The 19,013-nt window shown below is 53.4% G+C and carries 17 protein-coding genes; 8 read left to right on the forward strand and 9 right to left on the reverse strand.

What is annotated here, in order from left to right:
• Positions 1 to 2: 2 nt before the first annotated feature.
• From ACOSDM_RS13020 to ACOSDM_RS13035, 4 genes are all read right to left on the reverse strand, one after another.
• The gene (locus tag ACOSDM_RS13020; protein ID WP_420724970.1) at positions 3 to 866 is read right to left on the reverse strand and encodes a carbohydrate ABC transporter permease; all 864 of its coding nucleotides are present in this window, start codon (positions 864 to 866) and stop codon (positions 3 to 5) included.
• 71 nt (positions 867 to 937) lie between these two features.
• A complete protein-coding gene (locus tag ACOSDM_RS13025; RefSeq protein ID WP_420724971.1) occupies positions 938 to 2,302 on the reverse strand; it encodes an ABC transporter substrate-binding protein in 1,365 nt (454 codons plus the stop codon).
• A gap of 31 nt (positions 2,303 to 2,333) precedes the next feature.
• Positions 2,334 to 3,443, reverse strand: coding sequence for an ABC transporter ATP-binding protein (locus ACOSDM_RS13030; RefSeq protein ID WP_420724972.1), 1,110 nt, complete (start codon positions 3,441 to 3,443; stop codon positions 2,334 to 2,336).
• An 82-nt stretch (positions 3,444 to 3,525) separates the two neighbouring features.
• Positions 3,526 to 4,632, reverse strand: a complete 1,107-nt coding sequence (locus tag ACOSDM_RS13035; protein ID WP_420724973.1) for a mandelate racemase/muconate lactonizing enzyme family protein — start codon at positions 4,630 to 4,632, stop codon at positions 3,526 to 3,528.
• Positions 4,633 to 4,778: 146 nt separating this feature from the next.
• Between ACOSDM_RS13035 and ACOSDM_RS13040 the strand changes: the two genes are divergently transcribed.
• A complete protein-coding gene (locus tag ACOSDM_RS13040) occupies positions 4,779 to 5,678 on the forward strand; it encodes a LysR substrate-binding domain-containing protein (protein ID WP_420724974.1) in 900 nt (299 codons plus the stop codon).
• Between the two features lie 33 nt (positions 5,679 to 5,711).
• On the opposite strand, the gene ACOSDM_RS13045 is transcribed toward ACOSDM_RS13040, so the two are convergent.
• Positions 5,712 to 7,322 (reverse strand): GMC family oxidoreductase, encoded by a 1,611-nt coding sequence (locus tag ACOSDM_RS13045; RefSeq protein ID WP_420724975.1) that lies wholly within the window; start codon positions 7,320 to 7,322, stop codon positions 5,712 to 5,714.
• Between the two features lie 208 nt (positions 7,323 to 7,530).
• Positions 7,531 to 8,385: a LysR substrate-binding domain-containing protein gene (locus ACOSDM_RS13050; RefSeq protein WP_420724976.1), complete on the reverse strand. Its 855-nt coding sequence runs from the start codon at positions 8,383 to 8,385 to the stop codon at positions 7,531 to 7,533.
• Between the two features lie 121 nt (positions 8,386 to 8,506).
• Between ACOSDM_RS13050 and ACOSDM_RS13055 the strand changes: the two genes are divergently transcribed.
• The 7 genes from ACOSDM_RS13055 (at position 8,507) to ACOSDM_RS13085 (ending at position 14,751) form a co-directional block, all read left to right on the forward strand.
• Positions 8,507 to 9,499 (forward strand): TauD/TfdA family dioxygenase, encoded by a 993-nt coding sequence (locus tag ACOSDM_RS13055; RefSeq protein ID WP_420724977.1) that lies wholly within the window; start codon positions 8,507 to 8,509, stop codon positions 9,497 to 9,499.
• Between the two features lie 145 nt (positions 9,500 to 9,644).
• Positions 9,645 to 10,394, forward strand: coding sequence for an ABC transporter ATP-binding protein (locus ACOSDM_RS13060; protein WP_420724990.1), 750 nt, complete (start codon positions 9,645 to 9,647; stop codon positions 10,392 to 10,394).
• Positions 10,391 to 11,113, forward strand: a complete 723-nt coding sequence (locus ACOSDM_RS13065; protein ID WP_420724978.1) for an ABC transporter ATP-binding protein — start codon at positions 10,391 to 10,393, stop codon at positions 11,111 to 11,113. Before ACOSDM_RS13060 ends, ACOSDM_RS13065 begins: the two co-directional genes overlap by 4 nt.
• A 3-nt stretch (positions 11,114 to 11,116) precedes the next feature.
• Positions 11,117 to 11,977 carry a branched-chain amino acid ABC transporter permease gene (locus ACOSDM_RS13070; protein WP_420724979.1) on the forward strand — a complete coding sequence of 287 codons (861 nt, stop codon included), beginning with the start codon at positions 11,117 to 11,119 and terminating at the stop codon, positions 11,975 to 11,977.
• The gene (locus tag ACOSDM_RS13075; RefSeq protein ID WP_420724980.1) at positions 11,974 to 12,909 is read left to right on the forward strand and encodes a branched-chain amino acid ABC transporter permease; all 936 of its coding nucleotides are present in this window, start codon (positions 11,974 to 11,976) and stop codon (positions 12,907 to 12,909) included. Before ACOSDM_RS13070 ends, ACOSDM_RS13075 begins: the two co-directional genes overlap by 4 nt.
• Positions 12,906 to 13,451 (forward strand): carboxymuconolactone decarboxylase family protein, encoded by a 546-nt coding sequence (locus ACOSDM_RS13080; protein WP_420724981.1) that lies wholly within the window; start codon positions 12,906 to 12,908, stop codon positions 13,449 to 13,451. The genes ACOSDM_RS13075 and ACOSDM_RS13080 overlap by 4 nt, the downstream gene beginning before the upstream one ends.
• A gap of 49 nt (positions 13,452 to 13,500) precedes the next feature.
• Positions 13,501 to 14,751, forward strand: coding sequence for an ABC transporter substrate-binding protein (locus ACOSDM_RS13085; protein WP_420724982.1), 1,251 nt, complete (start codon positions 13,501 to 13,503; stop codon positions 14,749 to 14,751).
• A 265-nt stretch (positions 14,752 to 15,016) separates the two neighbouring features.
• Here ACOSDM_RS13085 and ACOSDM_RS13090 read toward each other — a convergent pair whose 3' ends face one another.
• From ACOSDM_RS13090 to ACOSDM_RS13100, 3 genes are all read right to left on the reverse strand, one after another.
• Positions 15,017 to 15,982: an NAD-dependent epimerase/dehydratase family protein gene (locus ACOSDM_RS13090; protein ID WP_420724983.1), complete on the reverse strand. Its 966-nt coding sequence runs from the start codon at positions 15,980 to 15,982 to the stop codon at positions 15,017 to 15,019.
• On the reverse strand, positions 15,983 to 18,151 hold the full coding sequence (locus ACOSDM_RS13095; RefSeq protein ID WP_420724984.1) for a hydantoinase B/oxoprolinase family protein: 2,169 nt from the start codon (positions 18,149 to 18,151) through the stop codon (positions 15,983 to 15,985). It lies immediately after the preceding gene.
• Positions 18,152 to 18,162: 11 nt separating this feature from the next.
• Positions 18,163 to 19,013: hydantoinase/oxoprolinase family protein (locus ACOSDM_RS13100; RefSeq protein ID WP_420724985.1), on the reverse strand; the 851-nt coding region annotated here is incomplete at its 5' end.

Raw genomic sequence — 19,013 nt, forward strand, 5'->3', positions numbered from 1 at the left:
GATCAATCCTTCTGCTCTAAGGGAAAAAAGTGGAAATACAAAAGGATGATTGCCGACAGAATTAAGAAGGATATGGACGACACTGCGGCCCCAAGGCCCACGTCATACATTTCGAACGCCAGGCGATAAGAGAAGACGGGCAATTGTTCCGTCGCATGCTGTGGCCCGCCCTGGGTCATCAGCCAGATGATGTCGAATTTGTTGAACATCCAGATCGCGCGCAACAGCAACACGACAAGCAGAACGGAGCGAAGCTGTGGCAAGGTTACATGCCAAAACCGCTGCCAGGGACCAGCGCCATCGATGCGCGCAGCCTCATACAACTCCTCTGGAATGGATTGCAGGCCCGCAAGACAGGTCAGCGTCACAAAGGGTGTCCAGATCCAGACACTGATGAGTACGACCGTCAACATCGCCAGGGTCGGGTCTTCACCCCAGGGGATATAGTCGAATCCAAAGACCTTCGCGACCACGGTCAGGATCCCAACCGACCCGTCCAGCATCCAACGAAAAGTTAAGGCAACCACGACTGTGGGCAATAGATAGGGAAGAACCGCAAGGCCCCGAATGACCGGCATGCCGGGAAACTCCCGCGCCAGCAAAAGCGCAAAGCCGATACCCAACACAATTTGAAGGAATATTGTCAGTCCCGCAAAAACAACGCCACGCCCCAGCGCTTGCCAGAATTCAGGCATTGCCAGCACTTTTATATAATTTGCAAACCAGACCCATTCGGGTTCGGAAACCAGAGACTCCCGATGCTGGAAACTCAGTTCCAGGGCATAGAATGCCGGATAAAGCACCAGCACGGCCGTGAAGGCCAAAGCCAGAAATAGAATTACATAAATGACGCGATCACTGGGCATAGGGGTAGGTCCCGTATAGGGGTAGCACAGAGGTGCCGGTTGCATAAGAGCAACCGGCACCTCCCGCTTCCTTAAGAGGCGATGACTTTGCGAATTTTGGCCGCAGCCGCCTTCACGCTGTCTTCACCGGACAATCCGTTCAGAATACGATCCTGCAGCATTTCCGGCAGGGCGTAAGACCGGAAGACCTTACCTGCACGCACATCAGGCTCAGGCCCTTCTGTATCGATAGACCGAATGATGACATCTGGGTCATTCAACACACGCTTTTGCATCGCGATGATATCCGCAAAGGTTTCCAGTGCAGGATGCGCCAGCCATCGGGCATCTTCATAGATGTCCAGACGGGTTGGCTGATAATGCACGGGAGAGCTGTGCAGGAAGTTGATCAGATGTTCGTCGGAGAACCATTCCAGGAACTTCAACGCCTCATCTGTCATCGCTGTGTCCAAGACAACCCAGCCATCATACCCATGATTGACCGCAAACTTCTTGCCATCTTTCGACGGGAACAGGAAGGACGAAACCTGCTGCGCCTTGTCCGGCATGGTCATATTCATCTGGTCAATCAGGCGACCGGTTCCTGGTGTATGGGAAATGATCCCGCCCTGGAAATCCCCGACCAGATTGGCCCAGCCAGCCTGCATTGGCGATGGCGGCATATACTGGGTAAGGTCCGCCATGAAGTCGACATATTCCGCTGCCTTGGGAAGAATTTCCGGCGAATCCAAGATAACATTCCAATTGTCGTCAAACAACTTAACGCCATTTGCCCACATATAACCAAAGGCGGTGTAGTTCGTTGCGCCATTACTGCCAATCGGGTGGACAACACCGCTTGCCAATTGGCCTTCACCAGTTCCTGTCACGCTGGCAAGGTTGCCCATATACTGGTCCCAATTCTGGGGCTCAGACAGGCTTTTTGCGGCATACATATCTTTCCGATAGTTGATCCAGCACAGATTGTAATCGTACGGATACCAGAAGTTGTCCCCATTCACGGGGTAGAGAATCTTCGGACCCCATTCATATTTCTTGATGATGCTGTTCAGCGGCACGATCTTCTTTTCATTGGCCAGCAACAGCACGTCACCAAAGAAACTTAACGTCCCAATGTCATAAGGACGACCTGATTGAATTGACGTCTGCAGCTTCTCAAAAGCCTTGCCGCCCGGCACGCTGTCCATCTGAACCTTGATGCCGGTTTCCTTTTCATACTGTGCCGCCGCGAAACGCATGGCCCGGACACTATCAGCGCTGGGTTCTGCATTCAGAAAGCGGATGGTTTTATCCGCCGCCAGAACATTGGGTGCAGACAAAGCAAAAGGTACCATGGACGCCGCGCCCAGCCCCTTTACCACGGACCGTCTTGAAATGCCGTTCCCCATCAGTTTTTTACCGGACCGTGGCAAATTTGTATCATTCGTATCAGCCATGATGCTCCTCCTTCCGACCGTTAGGTCTCCCTTATGAACCTGTCGTCCCAATTGACTTCAGGGTCTTCCCTGTCGCTGAGTCGAAGAAATGACAGCGACCATTGCCCAATTGCATACCAACGTGATCACCGCGTGTGATCTTGTCATTGCGGGCAATCAACACACGAAGCGACGTTTCCCCATCGCGACATAACAACAATGTCTGGGCGCCCATCGGCTCAACCAGATCGACGCGCATCTTGAAGGGCGCGTCCGTATGCGGCTGGGTTGAGACAATCTCCAAATGCTCGGGGCGAACACCAAAAATACCCTTTGTTCCAGGCGTCAGCCCATTCGAGTCACCCTTGGGCACCACAAAGCAGAAACCATCCCCGGCGATACACAACCCGCCATCCTTTTCGATCACCGTCGCAGAAACCTGATTCATTTCTGGTGATCCAATAAAGCCAGCAACGAACAGGTTTGCCGGGTTGTCATAGACCTCCAAGGGGGCTCCGACCTGCTGCATCTCACCGTCCTTCATCACGGCGATCCGGCTGCCAAGCGTCATGGCCTCGACTTGATCGTGGGTCACATACAACATGCTTTTGCCCAGTCTGGAATGCAGGCCGCCGATCTCTTCGCGCATTTTAACGCGCAGTTTTGCATCCAGATTGCTCAGCGGCTCGTCCAGCAGAAAGGCATCCGGATCACGAACCAGTGCCCGCCCCAGGGCCACACGCTGGCGCTGACCACCCGACAAATGTTTGGGCTTCCGATGCAGCAAATCCGTCAGGCCAAGTATTTCGGCGGCCTCCCGGACCCGTCGCTCCGCTTCCTGCTTTGGGACCCCACGCATGCGCAGCCCAAAGTCCAGATTCCCATAAACATTTTTATGGGCATAAAGCGCATAGTTCTGAAACACCATCGCGATATTGCGATCTTTCGGATCAAGCCTGGTGACATCACGACCACCAATCAGAATCGTGCCGGACGTCGTTGTTTCTAGACCGGCAACCATCCGTAACGTGGTTGATTTTCCGCACCCGGATGGGCCGACAAAGACCATCAACTCACCATCGTCAATCGACAGATTCACCTTGTCGACAACAGTCATGTTGCCAAATCGCTTTGTTACGTCCTGCAGTTCAATGGATGCCATAATGTGCCCTAACCAATCTCGAAGCCGGTGCGACCGATACACAATCTCGTATGCTTACAGGCCCGTATGCTTACAGTATTGCTCATGAAGTATGCTCGCTGATCTTGTACTCAGACCGTGCCAACCAATTCGGCTCAACCTCAAAGCCCCATCCGGGTTCTTCCCCAACGGTCGCCATTCCATCTTCAATCTTGTAGGGATCGTTCCTCAGAACACCATATTGCCAGGGATAGAAATCCGCCTGCTCAATCGAGAATTCCAGATATTTCCCAGCATTGGGAATGGCGCGCAAAAGGTGCATGGTAAACAGCGTGACCAGGCCCAGATTGGCCGAATGCGGGGTGACCGACATTCCCGCCTCTGCCGCCATTTTGCAGACCTCCATCGTGCGACACATACCCCCGAGATAGAGGATATCAGGCTGCGCGATATCGACGATTTTGCGTTCGGTGATTTCCTTCCAGACAACAAATTCACAATCCTGTTCGCCGCCAGTTACATTCAGGTCCAGTGTTTGGGTAACCTCTTTGGTTTGCTCCAGTTCCCAGTACAGGCACGGCTCTTCGAAATGTTCGACGCCGTTCTGCTCCAGCATCCGGCCGATCTCAATCGCGCGCTTGGGGGAAAAACCGCTATTGGCATCTGCCAGAAGCGATACTTTATCCCCCAGCGCTTTGCGGATGGTTGGGGCCATGCCTTCGCTGCGGCCTGGATACACATCAACATCATGGCCGTATTCATTGGCGACCCGAAACTTGAACGCATCAAACCCGAACTCATCGCGCAGTTTAAGGAAACGTTGGGCTTCATCTTCAGGGGAAATGCTGCGTTTCATCGATGACGCATAGGCGCGCAATTTTCCTGGTGTTCCGCCCAGCAGCACCGTGACCGGAACGCCAGCAATCTTGCCCCGCAGGTCCCAAATCGCGGTATCCAGCCCCCCCAACGCCCGCTTCAAATAGGCACCAGGAAACTTATGCTCCCGCTCCGGCACAAGGGTTAAAAGCTGTTCCAGGCTGTCTGTATCCTGCCCCAAAGCATGCGGCGCGACCTGGCGGTGGAACACGGTCGCCGTGATATCAGAATTATAGGTGGAGAATTGCCCCCAGCCCTGATTGCCAGCTTCATCTGTCACAACCAGGAAACCGACAAAACGGTTACAAAATGTCTCTAACTTTACAATTTTCATTTCCATCCCCACCAAAGGTCCTTTTTTAAGACCTCAACCCATACACAGAGCTAATTGCTTTTTTCTTAGGAAAAGTATTTGCCACTTGCTTGCCCAACACAAGTGAAGTTTTATGGCGCTTAGGCATAATTAAAATTGGGTCTCAAATGAGTTATCGGCTTCCCCCACTCAACTGGATTCGGGCTTTTGAAGCCAGTGCGCGGCATAGCAGTTTTGCGGCTGCCGCCCGCGAATTGAACCTGACTGCAACCGCAATCAGTCATCAAATTCGGTCCCTGGAACAGCAGATTGGGCACCCCTTGTTTGAACGCCGTGCTCGGAGTGTGCGGCTGACGGGGATGGGCGCGTCCTACCTGCCAGAAGTCCGTGAAGCCTTGGAACGCCTGTCTGCAACGACCGTAAAGCTGTTTGGACTTGGCACCGGCTCTGTCTTAACCATCAGTGCGCCCCTGTCCTTTGTGGCCCTGTTTCTAGCCCCCCGAATCGCGAACTTTCAGGCGCTCTATCCGCAGATACCAATACAACTCTATTCCCTCGTCTGGGCAGATGCTCTGGCCGACGAAACGACGGATTTGGACATACGGTTTGGATCTGGAAAATGGCCCGGATATTCTGCAGAACGATTGATGCAAGATCACTCCGTGATCGTCATCCAAAAGTCTTTGGCGGAAAAATGTAAGCGGGATGCTTCCAAACTTCGCGAAATTATCGCGAGTTCAGCCTTAATTCACATCGTGGGATATGAGGATCATTGGAAAAAGGCTTTTGAGATTTTGGGATTGGAAGATCCATCGATCCCAAGATCATTGCGGGTCGATAACTCCCTGGCCGCGTTAACCCTGGTCGCCAATGGGGCGGGTGCTGCAATCGTGCTGCGCTCCCATGCGATGGCCGCCGCCGAGACGCTGCCACTTGCCATGCCATTCGATTTCCCGCTGCCCATCGAAGAGGCGCATTATTTGTTAACGCCCCATAAACGGAAAATTGCAAAACCTGAAATGGTTTTGTTCAGATCGTGGTTGATTGATCAAATTCAATCGATTTGATCCAGATGATTGATCTCAACTGGAGGCTAGGCTTCAACCCTTCGAAATGATCTCCGATGCCTGAACTGCCAGCATCATCACCGGCACATTCAAATTCCCACTAACGATATTGGGGAAACTGGAGGCATCGACGACTCTCAACCCGTCTAGACCGCGCACCCTTAATTCTGAATCCAAAACACTGGCCTTGGGGTCCAGCCCCATCGCACAGGTGCAACTGGGATGATAGACAGTTCCCGTCCGTTGCCTGATATCTTGCAACAAATCCGAACGCGATTGGACATCAGGGCCCGGCACGATCTCTGACTCCGTGATGCCGGAGAAGGCTTTGGTCGAAACCAGTTTCCGGATGAACTGAACGGCCTCCAGCATCTCATCCAGGTCTTCTGACGCGCTATAGGCACGGGCGTTAATCATCGGCGGAGCCAAAGGATCGGCGCTGTTGATCTGAATGCTGCCCCGGCTTTTCGGGCGGATGTTGGACAGGCCCAGCGCAAATGCCGGAAACGGATCGGGCGCAAGCAACGGTCGGGCCTGTCCCCGGCCATTCAGTGTGGTGATCAATTGCAAATACAATTGCATGTTTGGCAGGGGCCGGTCTGGTGATGTCTTAAAGAATGCCCCCCCCTGATTAACAGACAGGGAAAGGGGGCCAGACCGTGTCAGCAAATACCGCGCACCATTCCAAAACCGCCGAATGATGGGGGAAAGTTCCTGATTCAAGGTCGGCACCTTGGATCGGAAATAGTAGTTCAGTCCGACATGGTCCTGAAGGTTGGCCCCAACATTGGGGTTATCGACACGCACATTGATGCCCAGTTTTGACAAATGACCTGCATCACCAATTCCTGACAGTTGAAGCAGTTTCGGTGACTCAATGGCGCCCGCTGCCAGAAGGATTTCCTTGCGGGCGACCAGATTTACTTGCTCACCATTTCGCTGAACCACAATGCCGGTGCATCGATTTTCAGAGAAGGTCAAACGCAGCGCCTGGGTTCGTTTCAGCACTGTCAGATTTGGTCGGCGCATTGCCGGGCGCAAGAAGGCATCAGCGGCGGAAACACGTTTACCGCCTCGCGTATTAATTTGGTACAACCCGGCGCCTTCCTGACGCTCTCCATTGAAATCCGGGTTACGAGGAACACCAGTTTCCGCACAGGCATCCAGAAAATTCTGGGTAATTGGATGGGAGGCCCCTTTAATGCTGTGAATGGGAAAAACACCGCCAGAATTGCGCCATTCATTCGCCCCCTGATCATTGTCATCCAATGTACGGAAGCACGCTGCCATCGCATCGGGGCCCCATCGGGTATCCCCGGTCGCCGCGGCCCAATCTTCATAATCTTCTGCGCGTCCGCGAATACAGACCAGCGCATTAATCGAACTGGATCCCCCCAGGACACGCCCTCGGGGCCAATGGCTCGTCCGGCCATCTAAGCTGGGATCAGGCTCTGTTGTGTAACACCAGTTAACAGCCTTATCATAGAACAGACGACCGTAACCGATGGGCGTTGATATCCAGAAAGAACTGTCCGCGCCCCCGGCTTCGACGACGATTACACGGTTGTTCGGATGGGCGCTTAACTTTTCGGCCAGGACACATCCAGCCGACCCTGCCCCAACAATTATGTAATCCGCCTCCATAAAGACACCCCCCCTAAGCCTACACCGAATATCACATCAGGCAGACTTTCATGGCGTCTCCAGGGAAAAGCAAACGAAGGAAAATGGGTGTAAGGGATAAGTTTTTTTGCCTCTTAAGAGGATTAGCAGAGCGTCATCGGACATGTTTCAGATTATCTGGCTGAGACACCGACCTAAGTTTTGTTCTTGCGAATTTGACTTTGGGGATTCATGCCAATCGAGTGATGAGATAATCCGCAAGATGGCCTGCGGGCTCATTTGTTTCGGAAAACTCGTGATACAGGACCAGGTCCACGCTGGGCAGTGCGGGCACCCCATCAAATCCTGAACAGATCCTCAGACCTGCGCCGACGGCGGGCCGGGTGAGAACTGTGATTGCCAAGCCTGCTTGCACCGACGCCAATAGACCGGCGATGCTTTCACTTTCACAGGCAATCCGCCAGGGTCTACCATGTGCTTCAAGAGCAGCGATTGCGTGATCCCTGTATAAATTACCGGGTGGCAACATCGCCAAAGGCAACGGTGACCTGGAATGAGCCGTGCTGTTCTCGCCCGTTACAAAATGCAGTGGTTCAGCCCTTAGAAATCGACCGGGTATGTTATCTGGCATTTGGGTGGCGAGGACCAGATCCATCCGTCCCGCCGCATAGTCTTTCAACAATGGAACGGTCAGGGCGCATCTCAAATCAATCTGAACTGTCGGATAGGCACGACCAAAATCTGCCAGAATGTCTGGCAGAAAAAAGCTCGCATAAAGATCCGGGCTTCCCAAAACAATGCGACCCGTCACCTCTGGTCGCGCAAACCGGCTCAACGCCTCATCATTCAGGCGAAGGATGGCCCGACAATAGCCAAGAAGAATCTCTCCCTCTGAGGTAAGGTCACTGGGCCTTCTTGTTGCCTTGAACAAGGGCTTTTGCACCAGTTCTTCCAACCGTCGCAACTGTTGGCTAACCGCAGGCTGACTGACATTCAGGCGCCTGGCGCTGGCTGTAACGCTGCCAGACTCCACAACGGTAGAGAAGGTTCGAAGCAAGGACAAATCAAGGTTGCGATAAGACATAATTATAAGAATAGCTTATATTTATATTAAAGAAAAATAATTTCTTTTTATGAAATCCGACTGTTAAGGTTTTTCCAAAGTCAGACATCCCCTCCACCTGAAAGCGGAAAGTTAATCCTTAATGGGTACCGAGAAAGTCACGCGCGGCGAACCAATCAACACAGTCTTAACTGGCCCCCTGGTATGGCGCGCCGCTGACCTGAAAGAGGATGATTGGAAGTTTTGCCTGGACGAGGCATGTCTGAATGAAATCGAGTTGGCCGTTGCCCATCACAAAAGTCATCGTCTGCCAATAGAGCTGCTGGATGCCGGTCGATTTGACATGCCCTGCTGCCAGATTGTGATGTCTAAAGTGCGAGAAGCGCTTGTCGCTGGATGCGGATTTGCCCTGGTAGACCGATTGCCAATGGATCGGCTTCATAGCGAAGACGCAAAATTATCTTATTGGTTACTGTCTTCCATGATCAGTCGTCCGGTGGCTCAAAAGCTGGATGGCACAATGATCTATGATGTCCAGGATACAGGCAAAAAGGCCGTCGCGGGATCAGGTGTTCGACCGGATAAAACGAATATCGACCTTACCTTCCACAATGATAATTCCTACAACAACCCAATGCCTGATTTTGTTGGTCTGTTGTGTTTGAAGCCTGCAAAAAGTGGGGGCGTCAGTCGGGTGATGAGTTTTGAAACGGCCCACAATGCACTGTTGAAGCGTGATCCTGATGTGCTGCCGCGTCTCTATGAGCCGTTCATTTTCGACCGTCAAAGAGAGCATTTGGAGAATGACCCTCCTACGATTTCAGAGCCGGTCTTTATCAACAAGGGAGGCCTCACCGCGCGGCTGGGCATTCATCAGGTCAGGAATGGCTATGAGATGCAAAATGCGGAAATGGACGAGTCCACCCGCAAGGCAATATCGGCGCTGGAAAGGGTGTTTGCGGATCCAGATCTGCAGTTCCATTTTACAATGTCCGCCGGCCAGTTCCAATATGTGAACAACAAGGTCATCGGTCATAGCCGGACAGAGTTCGAAGATTTCGAAGAACCAGAAAACAGGAGACATTTGATACGACTGTGGATGCGTGATGTAGGGGATCGATCCTACACCGGTTAAAACCGTCAGCACCAATGACTGACGGAGCGTCATGGAGAGGCTTCGGCCTTCTGGGATAGAAATTACCAATGCGGGCAATAAACGCTGCGGATCATGGGGTCCGTAAGCCTGGATATTTTCCAGAAAGGATTGCCTGTCTGTGTTGATGGTTGAACAGTTACAAAAGAGTTTTGGTGGTGTCGCGGCACTGGATGGTTGTTCCTTCAAGGCCGCAGAGTCGCATATCACCGCCATTATCGGGCCGAACGGTGCGGGTAAATCCACATTGCTGAATTGTATCAGCGGTGCAACCAAGCCGGATTGCGGTCGGATTACATTGTTCGATAACAATGTCACCGGTGAAAAGCCGCATCGGCTCGCCCGTGCCGGCCTTGCCAGAACGTTCCAGATTTCACGCGAGCTTTCCAGCCTGACGCTTTTAGAAAACGTTCTTCTGGCGCAGCAAAGTCAATCCGATGAACACTTTTTTGCCCCTATTTTTCTGCGCGGTCGAATCCTGAAGGAAGAAAAAGAAGCCACACAGCGCGCGATGCAACTGCTGACCCGTGTCGGCCTGGAACGGCTGGCAGATGAAACCGCCAGCGTCCTGTCAGGGGGGCAGAAGAAGCTTCTGGAACTTGCCCGCGCATTGATGCTGAACCCCAGGGTCGTGCTGTTGGATGAGCCCGCTGCAGGCGTCGCCCCCCCGATGGTTCAGGTCCTGATTGAGGTTATCAAAGGCCTGCAGGGCAAGGGTGTCAGCTTCATCCTGGTCGAACACAACATGGATATGGTTGCCGCGTTGAGTGACCACGTCGTCGTTATGGCTGAAGGAAAAAAACTTGTTGAGGGCACCTTCAAAGATGTGACCAGCGATCGCAGGGTTGCAGATGCGTATCTGGGGGGTGTGCTGTGACGGCGCCCTTGTTGATCGCATCAGATTTGCGCGCAGGATATGGCGGTGATGACATCGTCAACGGCGTCAGCCTGTCGGTGGTTCCAGGAGAAATATTCACCATCATTGGCCCGAATGGTTCTGGAAAATCCACCCTGATCAAGGTGCTGGCCGGGATCGTTCCCATTCGGAAAGGCGCCATCACGCTGTTTGGGAAAGATGTGACGACGTTCAAGGCACCCCAGCGTGTCGGTGAGGGCATGGCCTATGTTCCTCAGGAATTCAATGTATTCCGGAATATGACAATTGCGGAAAACCTGAAGCTGTCGACAGAGTTTCTAGGGCTCAGGGGGCGCGCCGGTTACCTGGAACGAGAGCGCGTTCTGGAACTGTTTCCAGACATAGCAAACCGACAGACTCTTTTGGCTGGAAACTTGAGCGGCGGGCAACGGCAAATGCTGGCTTTTGCCTGCGCGCTTATATCCTCTCCCGATATCCTGCTGCTGGACGAACCTTCCGCAGGTCTTTCACCAAAGCTGGTAATCGAGATTTTCGACAAGGTCAAAGCCGTCAACAATCTGGGCACAACCGTGATTATGGTCGAACAGAATGTGGCCATGGCCCTGCCCTATTCAGATCGCGCGCTGGTCCTGGTCAATGGATCGGTCCGATATCAATCCGATGCAAAAACACTGCGCGAACGAGGTGATCTGCATGAACTATTTCTTCGGGAGTCATAAGACGTGGGTCAGCTGATTATCAATGGTTTGGGAACGGGATTGATCATTGCACTACCAGCAATGGCCCTTTCGCTGACATTCGGGATTTTACGGTTCCCCAATTTTGCGATTGGCGCAATGTTGACCATGGCGGCATATATGGCATGGAGTTTCAACACACTTCTGGGAATGTCCCTGATCCTGGCTGCCGCCCTGACACTCTTGCTGTTCCCGCTGATCGCCCTGATCTGTGACCTGTCCGTTTTTAAACCTTTACGGACCCGGGGCCCCGTCACGTTGTTGGTGGCCAGCATGGGCCTGTCCTTTGTTTTGGAAAATATTTGCAGGCTGTTCTTTGGCAATGATGCACGCAGCTTCGAAATACCGTTGGCGCGCCCCTATCGCGTTATGGGACTGCGGATAAATTATGAGTTGCTGGTGACCGCCGGGGTCAGCATCAGTGCCATGGCAATGGTCTATTTCATTCTTCAGCACACCTCTCTGGGGCGGGCGATGCGGGCCGTGGCAGACAACCCAAACCTGGCCGCAGCCCGTGGCATTGATGCCAATTGGGTTATTGGTGCCACCTGGTGCCTGTCTGGAATGCTGATCGCCGCGTCTGGTGTTTTGATCGGCATGGACCGTGCGATCGACCCACAATTGGGGTGGAATTACATCATCGTCTGTTTCGCTGCAGCCATCCTGGGCGGTCTTGGCAGTCCTGTAGGGGCCGTCATTGGTGCCCTGACTTTAGGTATTGTTGGGGAACTGGCGACACTGATCGTCGATCCAAATTATCGCAGCGCCATTGCCTTTATGGTCGTGGCCCTGGTCCTGCTTGTGCGTCCAACAGGCCTTCTGGGGCGGCGGGAGATCGTCAAATGATCGGATATCTGACAACAATCATGACCCTGGTCTCTATCGCAGTCCTGATCGCCATGGCCTTGAATGTCCAATGGGGCATGTGCGGTATGGTCAATTTCGGATTGTCAGGCTTTGTCGCGCTGGGTGCCTATACAACGGCAATTCTGATGCTGAATGGCACAGGCGTTTTCGTGGCAGTTGCCGCCGCGATTGTGATCTGTTCCGTGATGGGCGCGCTGTTATCGCTGATATCCCTCCGATTATCGGATGATTATCTGGCCATCGTCACGCTTGGCTTTGGAGAAGTGATCCGTCTTATCACGCTGAATGAGGCTTGGTTGACCGGCGGCGCACTTGGATTGCCGGGCATTCCCCGCCCTCTGGTGGATGTCATTGGAACCGATCATTACGAGAAATTTTATCTGGCAGTCTGTGTTCTGGTCGTTCTTGTTGTGTTTGCTGGCCTTGAACTGGCAACCCGCGCGCCATTCGGGCGGGCATTGCGCGCCATTCGCGATGATGAGGTAGTCGCCGCAAGCCTGGGCCGGAATGTCCTGCTTATGCGGGTGAAGGCTTTCGCGATCGGGGGCGGAATTACCGGTATTGCGGGATCTCTGCAGGCGTTCCAGTTCAGTTACATTGATCCCAGCCAGTTCAGTGCCATCATGACCGTCTATGCCTTTATGGCTGTTATCGCCGGCGGGCGCGGGTCGCATTCGGGCCTTATTCTGGGTGCCTGTTCCATCATGGTGCTGCTGGAAGCAACCCGCTTCCTGAAGGATGTCATCGACATTCTGGACAACAGTCAGATTGCAGCAATCCGCCTGATATTGATCGGGGGCGGCCTGATCCTGCTGTTGATCTACCGCCCTCAGGGTTTGGTCCGTGAATATCGAGCCACCGCCCCCACGACCCCCACCCATTTGCCAAATGACCGGAAGGATCAACCATGACCCGTATCAGCCCTATGCCTTACGAAAACTTGCCGCCGGATGCAGGGGCCGTGCTGAAAAAATACGGTACGGAATATGGACCATTCAACAATCAGGCCCAGGTTCTGGCCCATGTTCCCCCAACACAGCATCTGGCCGCCATGCTGATGGAATTGAAACAGCGCCAGGGCATTACCTGGCGTTACATTGAACTTGCCGTCGTCTGCGTCTCAAAACTGAATGCCTGCGATTACTGCGTCGCCCATCATTCACCGCATTTGCGGGTAGATGGCATTTCAGAAGCCGGAATCGAGACATTACTGGACTATCAGGAGCATCCGGAGCTGAGCCCTGTCGACAAGCTTGTCGTCGAATACACAATCGCTGTTACCAACACACCTGGGCGTATCCGGGATGCGATGTTTGACCGACTTCGGGCGGAATTCACCGAGGCGGAAATCGTCGAACTGACACTGCGCATCGCCCTGTGTGGCTTCTTCAATCGCTTTAACGATGCCTTGATGCTGGAAATCGAACCAGAACTTACCCAGGCGCCAACCTGATAACCCATTCCATGTACCTTCCCTACACTCAAACAAAGGAATAGCCGATATGAAGACCAAAGATGTTTTCCTTTCCACTCTCAGCCGCCGTCACCTCTTGAAAACGGGCGTGGCAGTTGCCGGTGTCGCGACCCTCTCAACGCCTTTCATCCGACCCTCCTGGGCAGCGGAAGGCCCCATCAAAATCGGTATGGTTATCCCCTTCACGGGATCCACGGGTGCCTATGGGCCCGAAATGGAGAAAGCTGCAAAACTGGCGGTTGATACCATCAACAAAAATGGTGGATTGCTGGGCGGACGGATGATTGAGCTCTTTATCGAGGACTCAGAATCCAACCCGACAGCCGGTGCAGCAGCGACTAAGAAGTTGCTGGAAGTGAATGATGTGAATTGCATCATTGGCTATTGGGGCAGCCCGATTGCCATGGCGTCCAAACAGCTTCTGATTGATGCGAAAAAAGTAATGATGATCAGTTGTGCAGCCAATGCCGTGACAGAGCAGGAACATGGCGGTTTGATCTGGCGCTTCCAGGCCAAATCAACCCAATGGGGCCCGGTTGGTGGCAAAATCCTGCTACAGCGCGGCCATAAGAAAATATCGGTTCTGTCACAGCAGAACCCTTTCATCGATAGCATGATTGACCCGTTTGTTGCGGAAGTAAAAAAGGGCGGCGGCGAGATCGTAGACAATCTCACCTATCTGCCGGAACAACCCTCTTATCGTGCGGAAGTCGAAAAGATTTTCAGCGCGGAACCAGATGCCGTTTTCATCCCCGGCCTGCTGACGGATTTTTCTTCGATCATGAAAGAAGTCTATCGCGGTGGCTTTACCAGCAAGATTTGCTCGCTGTCGATTGCAGCAGATGCAAATGGCCGTTTCCTGGAAAGTGTTGGTGCGGAAGTCGCGGAAGGCATCGATCACTACCAACCGGCGCCACCACTGAAGAGTCCTGTTTACAAGAAGTTTATCAAAGATATGGGGGAACCTGAGGATACGGTATTCCTCTTTGCCGGAAATGCCTTTGATCAGGTGTGGACCGCCGCACTTGCTATCGAGAAGGCGGGAACCGACGAAAGCGCGGTCTGGACAAAATCCGTCCCCGAAATCGCCAATCCTCCTGGGGCACTGGTCAGCGACGGGATCGAAGCATTAAAGATGCTGCGGGCCGGTGAGACGATAGCCTATGTCGGTGCCGGCGCTGATTGTGATTTTGACAGCCAAGGGGATCAGCTGAATCGCCACTTCCTCCACCGCGTCATCAAAGACGGCAAGAACGAGTTCGTGCAGACACTTTCATAAACATGTGATTGTAGAACCAACCTTAAAACAAGAGCCGACGCTTTTCATAAAGCGTCGGCTTTCGTTTACCTGTGGTGTCTCAATCGCTGACTGAGATGCCAGAAAATCTAAACCTTCTTCCACTCTCTTGGACTCGATTCACAGTTTCGTAAATCGGGGGAATGAAGACCGAGGCAAAGCCGTGGAGCGCAGGGAGGGCTTGTCGGGGCCTTGCTATGCAGCAGGCCGTCGCACCGAAAATCGAATGGATCAGTTCGAACAAGTCTTAAGACAGCGCCTCGTAGTATTTTCCGATGGCCGAAGAAAGATCAGTGTTGGCACTGAAACCGAGATCGTGTTGTGCCCGCTCTGGACTTAGAATACCTGAATAGTTGACACTCGATCCGAGATAATTCAGCCCGTCACCAATAGAGATTTCAGCGTTCGGATAATATTGCCGAACAGCCCTGGCAACATCGTGCAGAGTATACCCCCTACCTGTTGCGATATTGTAAATACTATTCGGTAACGTTGGGGCCAATAAGGCCGCTACGACCCCCCGTGCGGCTTCCTGAGCATAGATCATATCATCGACTTGATCACCGCCAACAGGAATGGTCACCGGCTCCCCGTAAAACGGATTCTCGATTAATTTGCTCAAGGCGCCGAAACGGCCATGCCGTGTGGTCTTGCCCGGCCCAAAGATGGTTGAGAAACGAAGGGCAGCGAATTCCATATCGGAGATTGCTGCAAATGCCTCGCCAAACCTCTCTCCAATGATTTTGCAAAGATCATAGGTCGCTTCGTGATGGGTGGCGTTGGTCTCGTCGACAGGGCGGTAGGTCGGTGGGCCGAAGCAACCATTCAGACTGCCATAAACCGCCCGTGATGAGGCGAAAATAAACCGGTTAACCCCAACACAACGGGCAGCCTCCAAAAGGTTAATGGTAGCCAATGCATTAATTTCGAATGTTCCGGCTGGATTGGGATCAATGTCCTGATGACCGACAGCGGCGGCCATATGAACAACTGCCGAGATTTTGTGCCGCTCCAGCACATCCAGGATATGATCGCGTATTCGAATGTCGACCTTTTCAAAAACGATGCGTTCGACATAGCGCGCGCCAAGCAGAGAAAAATCTTCTCGATTGTCGATGACAATCGTTTCGATGCCGCGATCTACCAATTCCCGCGTTACCCACGCGCCGTTAACACCAAGCCCACCTGTGATAAGCACCCGCATCGTTGTCATTTACTTGTCAATCCGTTGCTGAAAGACCTCAATTCTGCCGGCGCACTGCGCGCAAGACAGCGTAACCAGTCGAAACCGTGGGCTGATGCCCGCCACTCTGGCCGCGACAAGAGGACCCGCCGCCGCCAGGTCCGCTGTTGTCATCATTGGCGTGCTGGCTTTGCCGTTTTGTCCCCATATCGGCTCTTCGCAATGGGGACAGTTTTGCGGCAGGGTGACGGGCAATTCATCCTGTGTCAGGGGACGCCCGTCATCCGCCTGAACAGGGGCCGGAACTGGGGTCAAAACTGGGGTCAAAACTGGGGTCGAAACTGGGGCCTGCCGCAATCGGTTGGTCTCATCAATATCGATGGTGCCATCTGACGCCATATGCACATTGTACAAACGGGCGGCCCACTCCCCTGTAACTGCGCCACTTGCCAAATCTTGTGCGACAGCGTCGACAGACCGTCGGCGCGGGTCACCAAACCCGCCCCCACCATGGGTAACGGACAGAAACACATCGCCCGAATTCAGCGCCACACGGGCCTTCGACGGCAAAGGTTTGACATCCCCTGCCGACAGCGTTGTCGTTCGATCCGCGCATTGGCGGATCAACCCGGTTCTGTCGGATTTGGTATGAACCAACGCGCCCAACGCGCCAGCGCCAGGCATCCCGCCTGCCAATCCCGGCGATCCTGAATGATCACTGCCAAAGCTTGTGACAATAACTTCTGCCTGGGTTGCGCCGTGGGAGGTGATTGCCATTTCAACACTGCGGCCCCCACGATACTGGCCAGCCCCCCCTGAATCAGGAGCAAGGCGGCGGAACAGATGCAGGATTGGAAATCTGGCTTCCGCTGTTTCCACATTCATTGCGCCACATCGCGGTGAATGCAGATAGCCTGCCGCATCATACCCATCGGCAAAACTGCGCGCACCACCGCCCTGTAGCCCGGACAGACCCAACATGGTCGCAAAGGATCGACCATTCTCGCGCTTGCCAAAGATGTTTACGCCATAAGGGGCGCCCGCCCATCCGGCCATCGTGAGCTTTCGACTTTCCTGTCCATCCAACATCATGCGGGCAACCGCAGCGGCAGAGGCATCCAAGGCGGCCCAGCCCGAATTGATAACCCCGGACGCCACTGGTGCCGGGAAATTGCAATCCACGATACTGCCCGGACGGCTGTCGATCCGGATTCGGTCCATGATCCCTTCATTCCAGGTCATGCCCGCACATAAATGTGTCAGGACGGCACTGAATGGACCGGACTCCAGTGTCGGTCTGGTACAGTTAATCAGGCCCGCCGCCTCGTCATCACTGTCAGTAAAGTCAAATATCAGGGTGTCACCGGATTTTGTCAGGGTCAGGCGAATGGTTGTCAGGCTGTCAGAATGACCATCATGATCAACATGCTCTTCGGTTTTCCAAACACCATCCGGCAGGGCCCGAATTCTATTGCGAAGCATGATTTCAGAATCCCGCAAGCTATCGGCCATGACGTCGACAACAATCCGTGCGCCATATTTATCGAACAGTTCTGTCATCCGACGGCGCACGACGCCTGCAGCGGCAACCTGAGCCCTGAGATCAAGTTCCGCCAGTGCGGGAGTGCGGGAATTTGTCATCAGCGTCGCCATCACTTCATCGGCGATCTCTCCATCCCGAACGATACGCAAGAAACGGTAGCGCGGTGCCTCCTGAAAGGCATCATATGCATCCAGATTCCAGCTGCCAGGCACAGGACCCCCGACATCGGCATGATGGATTACCGAGCTGGTCCAGGCGACAAGCGCGCCATCAATAATGATCGGTGCGACCAGTGCGACATCGTTTTGATGCACCGCCCCCATCCAGGGATCATTCGTGATGAACATATCCCCATCACGCAATTTGCCTTCGCCAATGATCTTCATACAATTTTTGATGACATGCGACAGGGCCGTGACATGCGCCAGGACCGACATACCGCAGGCAACCAGTTTGCCTTCTGCGGTGGCGATCCCAACGTTGTAATCCTGGACCTCTGATGCGATGGGAGATCCAGACACGCGTCGGATCGTCGTCGCCTGCTCCTCATTGATCTGCCAAAGACGGTGCTTCAGTATTTCATATGTGACCCGGTCAACACGCGGTGTAAAGCTCTGGTCGACTGGATTGATGTCAACTTCAATGGGATGTGTCATCGCGCAGGGTCCTATCTGTCTTTAGAAGCCGCAGTCACAACCAGATTCCCGAACACATCTTTGTCGGCCAGTTGGTTGCGATAAATTGGCACCGTGGTGCGAAACAGTTCAATCAAGGCAGGCCCGGAAATTTGATTTCCCGGCTGCATTAGATCGGCCTTATAAATGTCTGTTTCACGCCAGCCGATTTCTCCGCCCCAATAGACAGAGCGGGACCCAGACCGCGCAGCAGATGGATCGCGATCTGCAACCGGCAGTTCGACTGGTTGATATTTAGACGGCAGTGGGATCAGAACATCGGCCCGTGCATTCACCAATTCTATCGGCGAAGCAGGAGAACTGGCGCCTGAACCATAGTTCATGTCATAGAGTTTCCGGAACGTTGCCATCAGATCCTTGATCGCGGCACGATCCAAGGGAAGCGGCGCATCAACCGGAACGGCAATATCAGTCATTTGTCCGATATAGTGAATATCAATGGAAAGCCGCAATTGAGGGTCTGCGCCACTGATAGAGAAATCGTCCCCGATTTGATCCTGGGCCTGATCGGCAATGCGTGTCAGAATGTCATTGACGGTTTGAACAGTCTCATCTGGAATTTCTGCATCCTGAGCAATCACTTGCAGGACCGAACCTGTGACGGAAAACTGAACATCGGCCTGGGCAATTCCATAGGCCGAAAAGACCGATGCATAGGGCGGAATAACGATTTTCTTCGCCCCGATCTCTGCGCCATAGGCCGTGCAATGCGCTGGACCGCTGCCGCCATAGGCCAACAGAACGAAATCCCCTGGATCATGTCCCTTCTCGATTGTCACCTTGCGGATAAGATCTGCCATCTGATTGTTGACGATCTGAAGGA

Source organism: Hwanghaeella sp. LZ110 (assembly GCF_048892525.1).
GTDB lineage: Bacteria > Pseudomonadota > Alphaproteobacteria > UBA8366 > Aestuariispiraceae > Pacificispira.

Excerpts from the sequence above, each read along its gene's own strand:
- ACOSDM_RS13025 (WP_420724971.1), bottom strand. The coding sequence starts at position 2,302 with ATGGCTGATACGAATGATACAAATTTGCCACGGTCCGGTAAAAAACTG.
- ACOSDM_RS13030 (WP_420724972.1), bottom strand. The coding sequence starts at position 3,443 with ATGGCATCCATTGAACTGCAGGACGTAACAAAGCGATTTGGCAACATG.
- ACOSDM_RS13060 (WP_420724990.1), top strand. The coding sequence starts at position 9,645 with ATGGTTGAACAGTTACAAAAGAGTTTTGGTGGTGTCGCGGCACTGGAT.
- ACOSDM_RS13080 (WP_420724981.1), top strand. The coding sequence starts at position 12,906 with ATGACCCGTATCAGCCCTATGCCTTACGAAAACTTGCCGCCGGATGCA.
- ACOSDM_RS13050 (WP_420724976.1), bottom strand. The coding sequence starts at position 8,385 with ATGTCTTATCGCAACCTTGATTTGTCCTTGCTTCGAACCTTCTCTACC.
- ACOSDM_RS13045 (WP_420724975.1), bottom strand. The coding sequence starts at position 7,322 with ATGGAGGCGGATTACATAATTGTTGGGGCAGGGTCGGCTGGATGTGTC.
- ACOSDM_RS13055 (WP_420724977.1), top strand. The coding sequence starts at position 8,507 with ATGGGTACCGAGAAAGTCACGCGCGGCGAACCAATCAACACAGTCTTA.
- ACOSDM_RS13085 (WP_420724982.1), top strand. The coding sequence starts at position 13,501 with ATGAAGACCAAAGATGTTTTCCTTTCCACTCTCAGCCGCCGTCACCTC.
- ACOSDM_RS13075 (WP_420724980.1), top strand. The coding sequence starts at position 11,974 with ATGATCGGATATCTGACAACAATCATGACCCTGGTCTCTATCGCAGTC.
- ACOSDM_RS13040 (WP_420724974.1), top strand. The coding sequence starts at position 4,779 with ATGAGTTATCGGCTTCCCCCACTCAACTGGATTCGGGCTTTTGAAGCC.
- ACOSDM_RS13090 (WP_420724983.1), bottom strand. The coding sequence starts at position 15,982 with ATGACAACGATGCGGGTGCTTATCACAGGTGGGCTTGGTGTTAACGGC.
- ACOSDM_RS13035 (WP_420724973.1), bottom strand. The coding sequence starts at position 4,632 with ATGAAAATTGTAAAGTTAGAGACATTTTGTAACCGTTTTGTCGGTTTC.
- ACOSDM_RS13095 (WP_420724984.1), bottom strand. The coding sequence starts at position 18,151 with ATGACACATCCCATTGAAGTTGACATCAATCCAGTCGACCAGAGCTTT.
- ACOSDM_RS13020 (WP_420724970.1), bottom strand. The coding sequence starts at position 866 with ATGCCCAGTGATCGCGTCATTTATGTAATTCTATTTCTGGCTTTGGCC.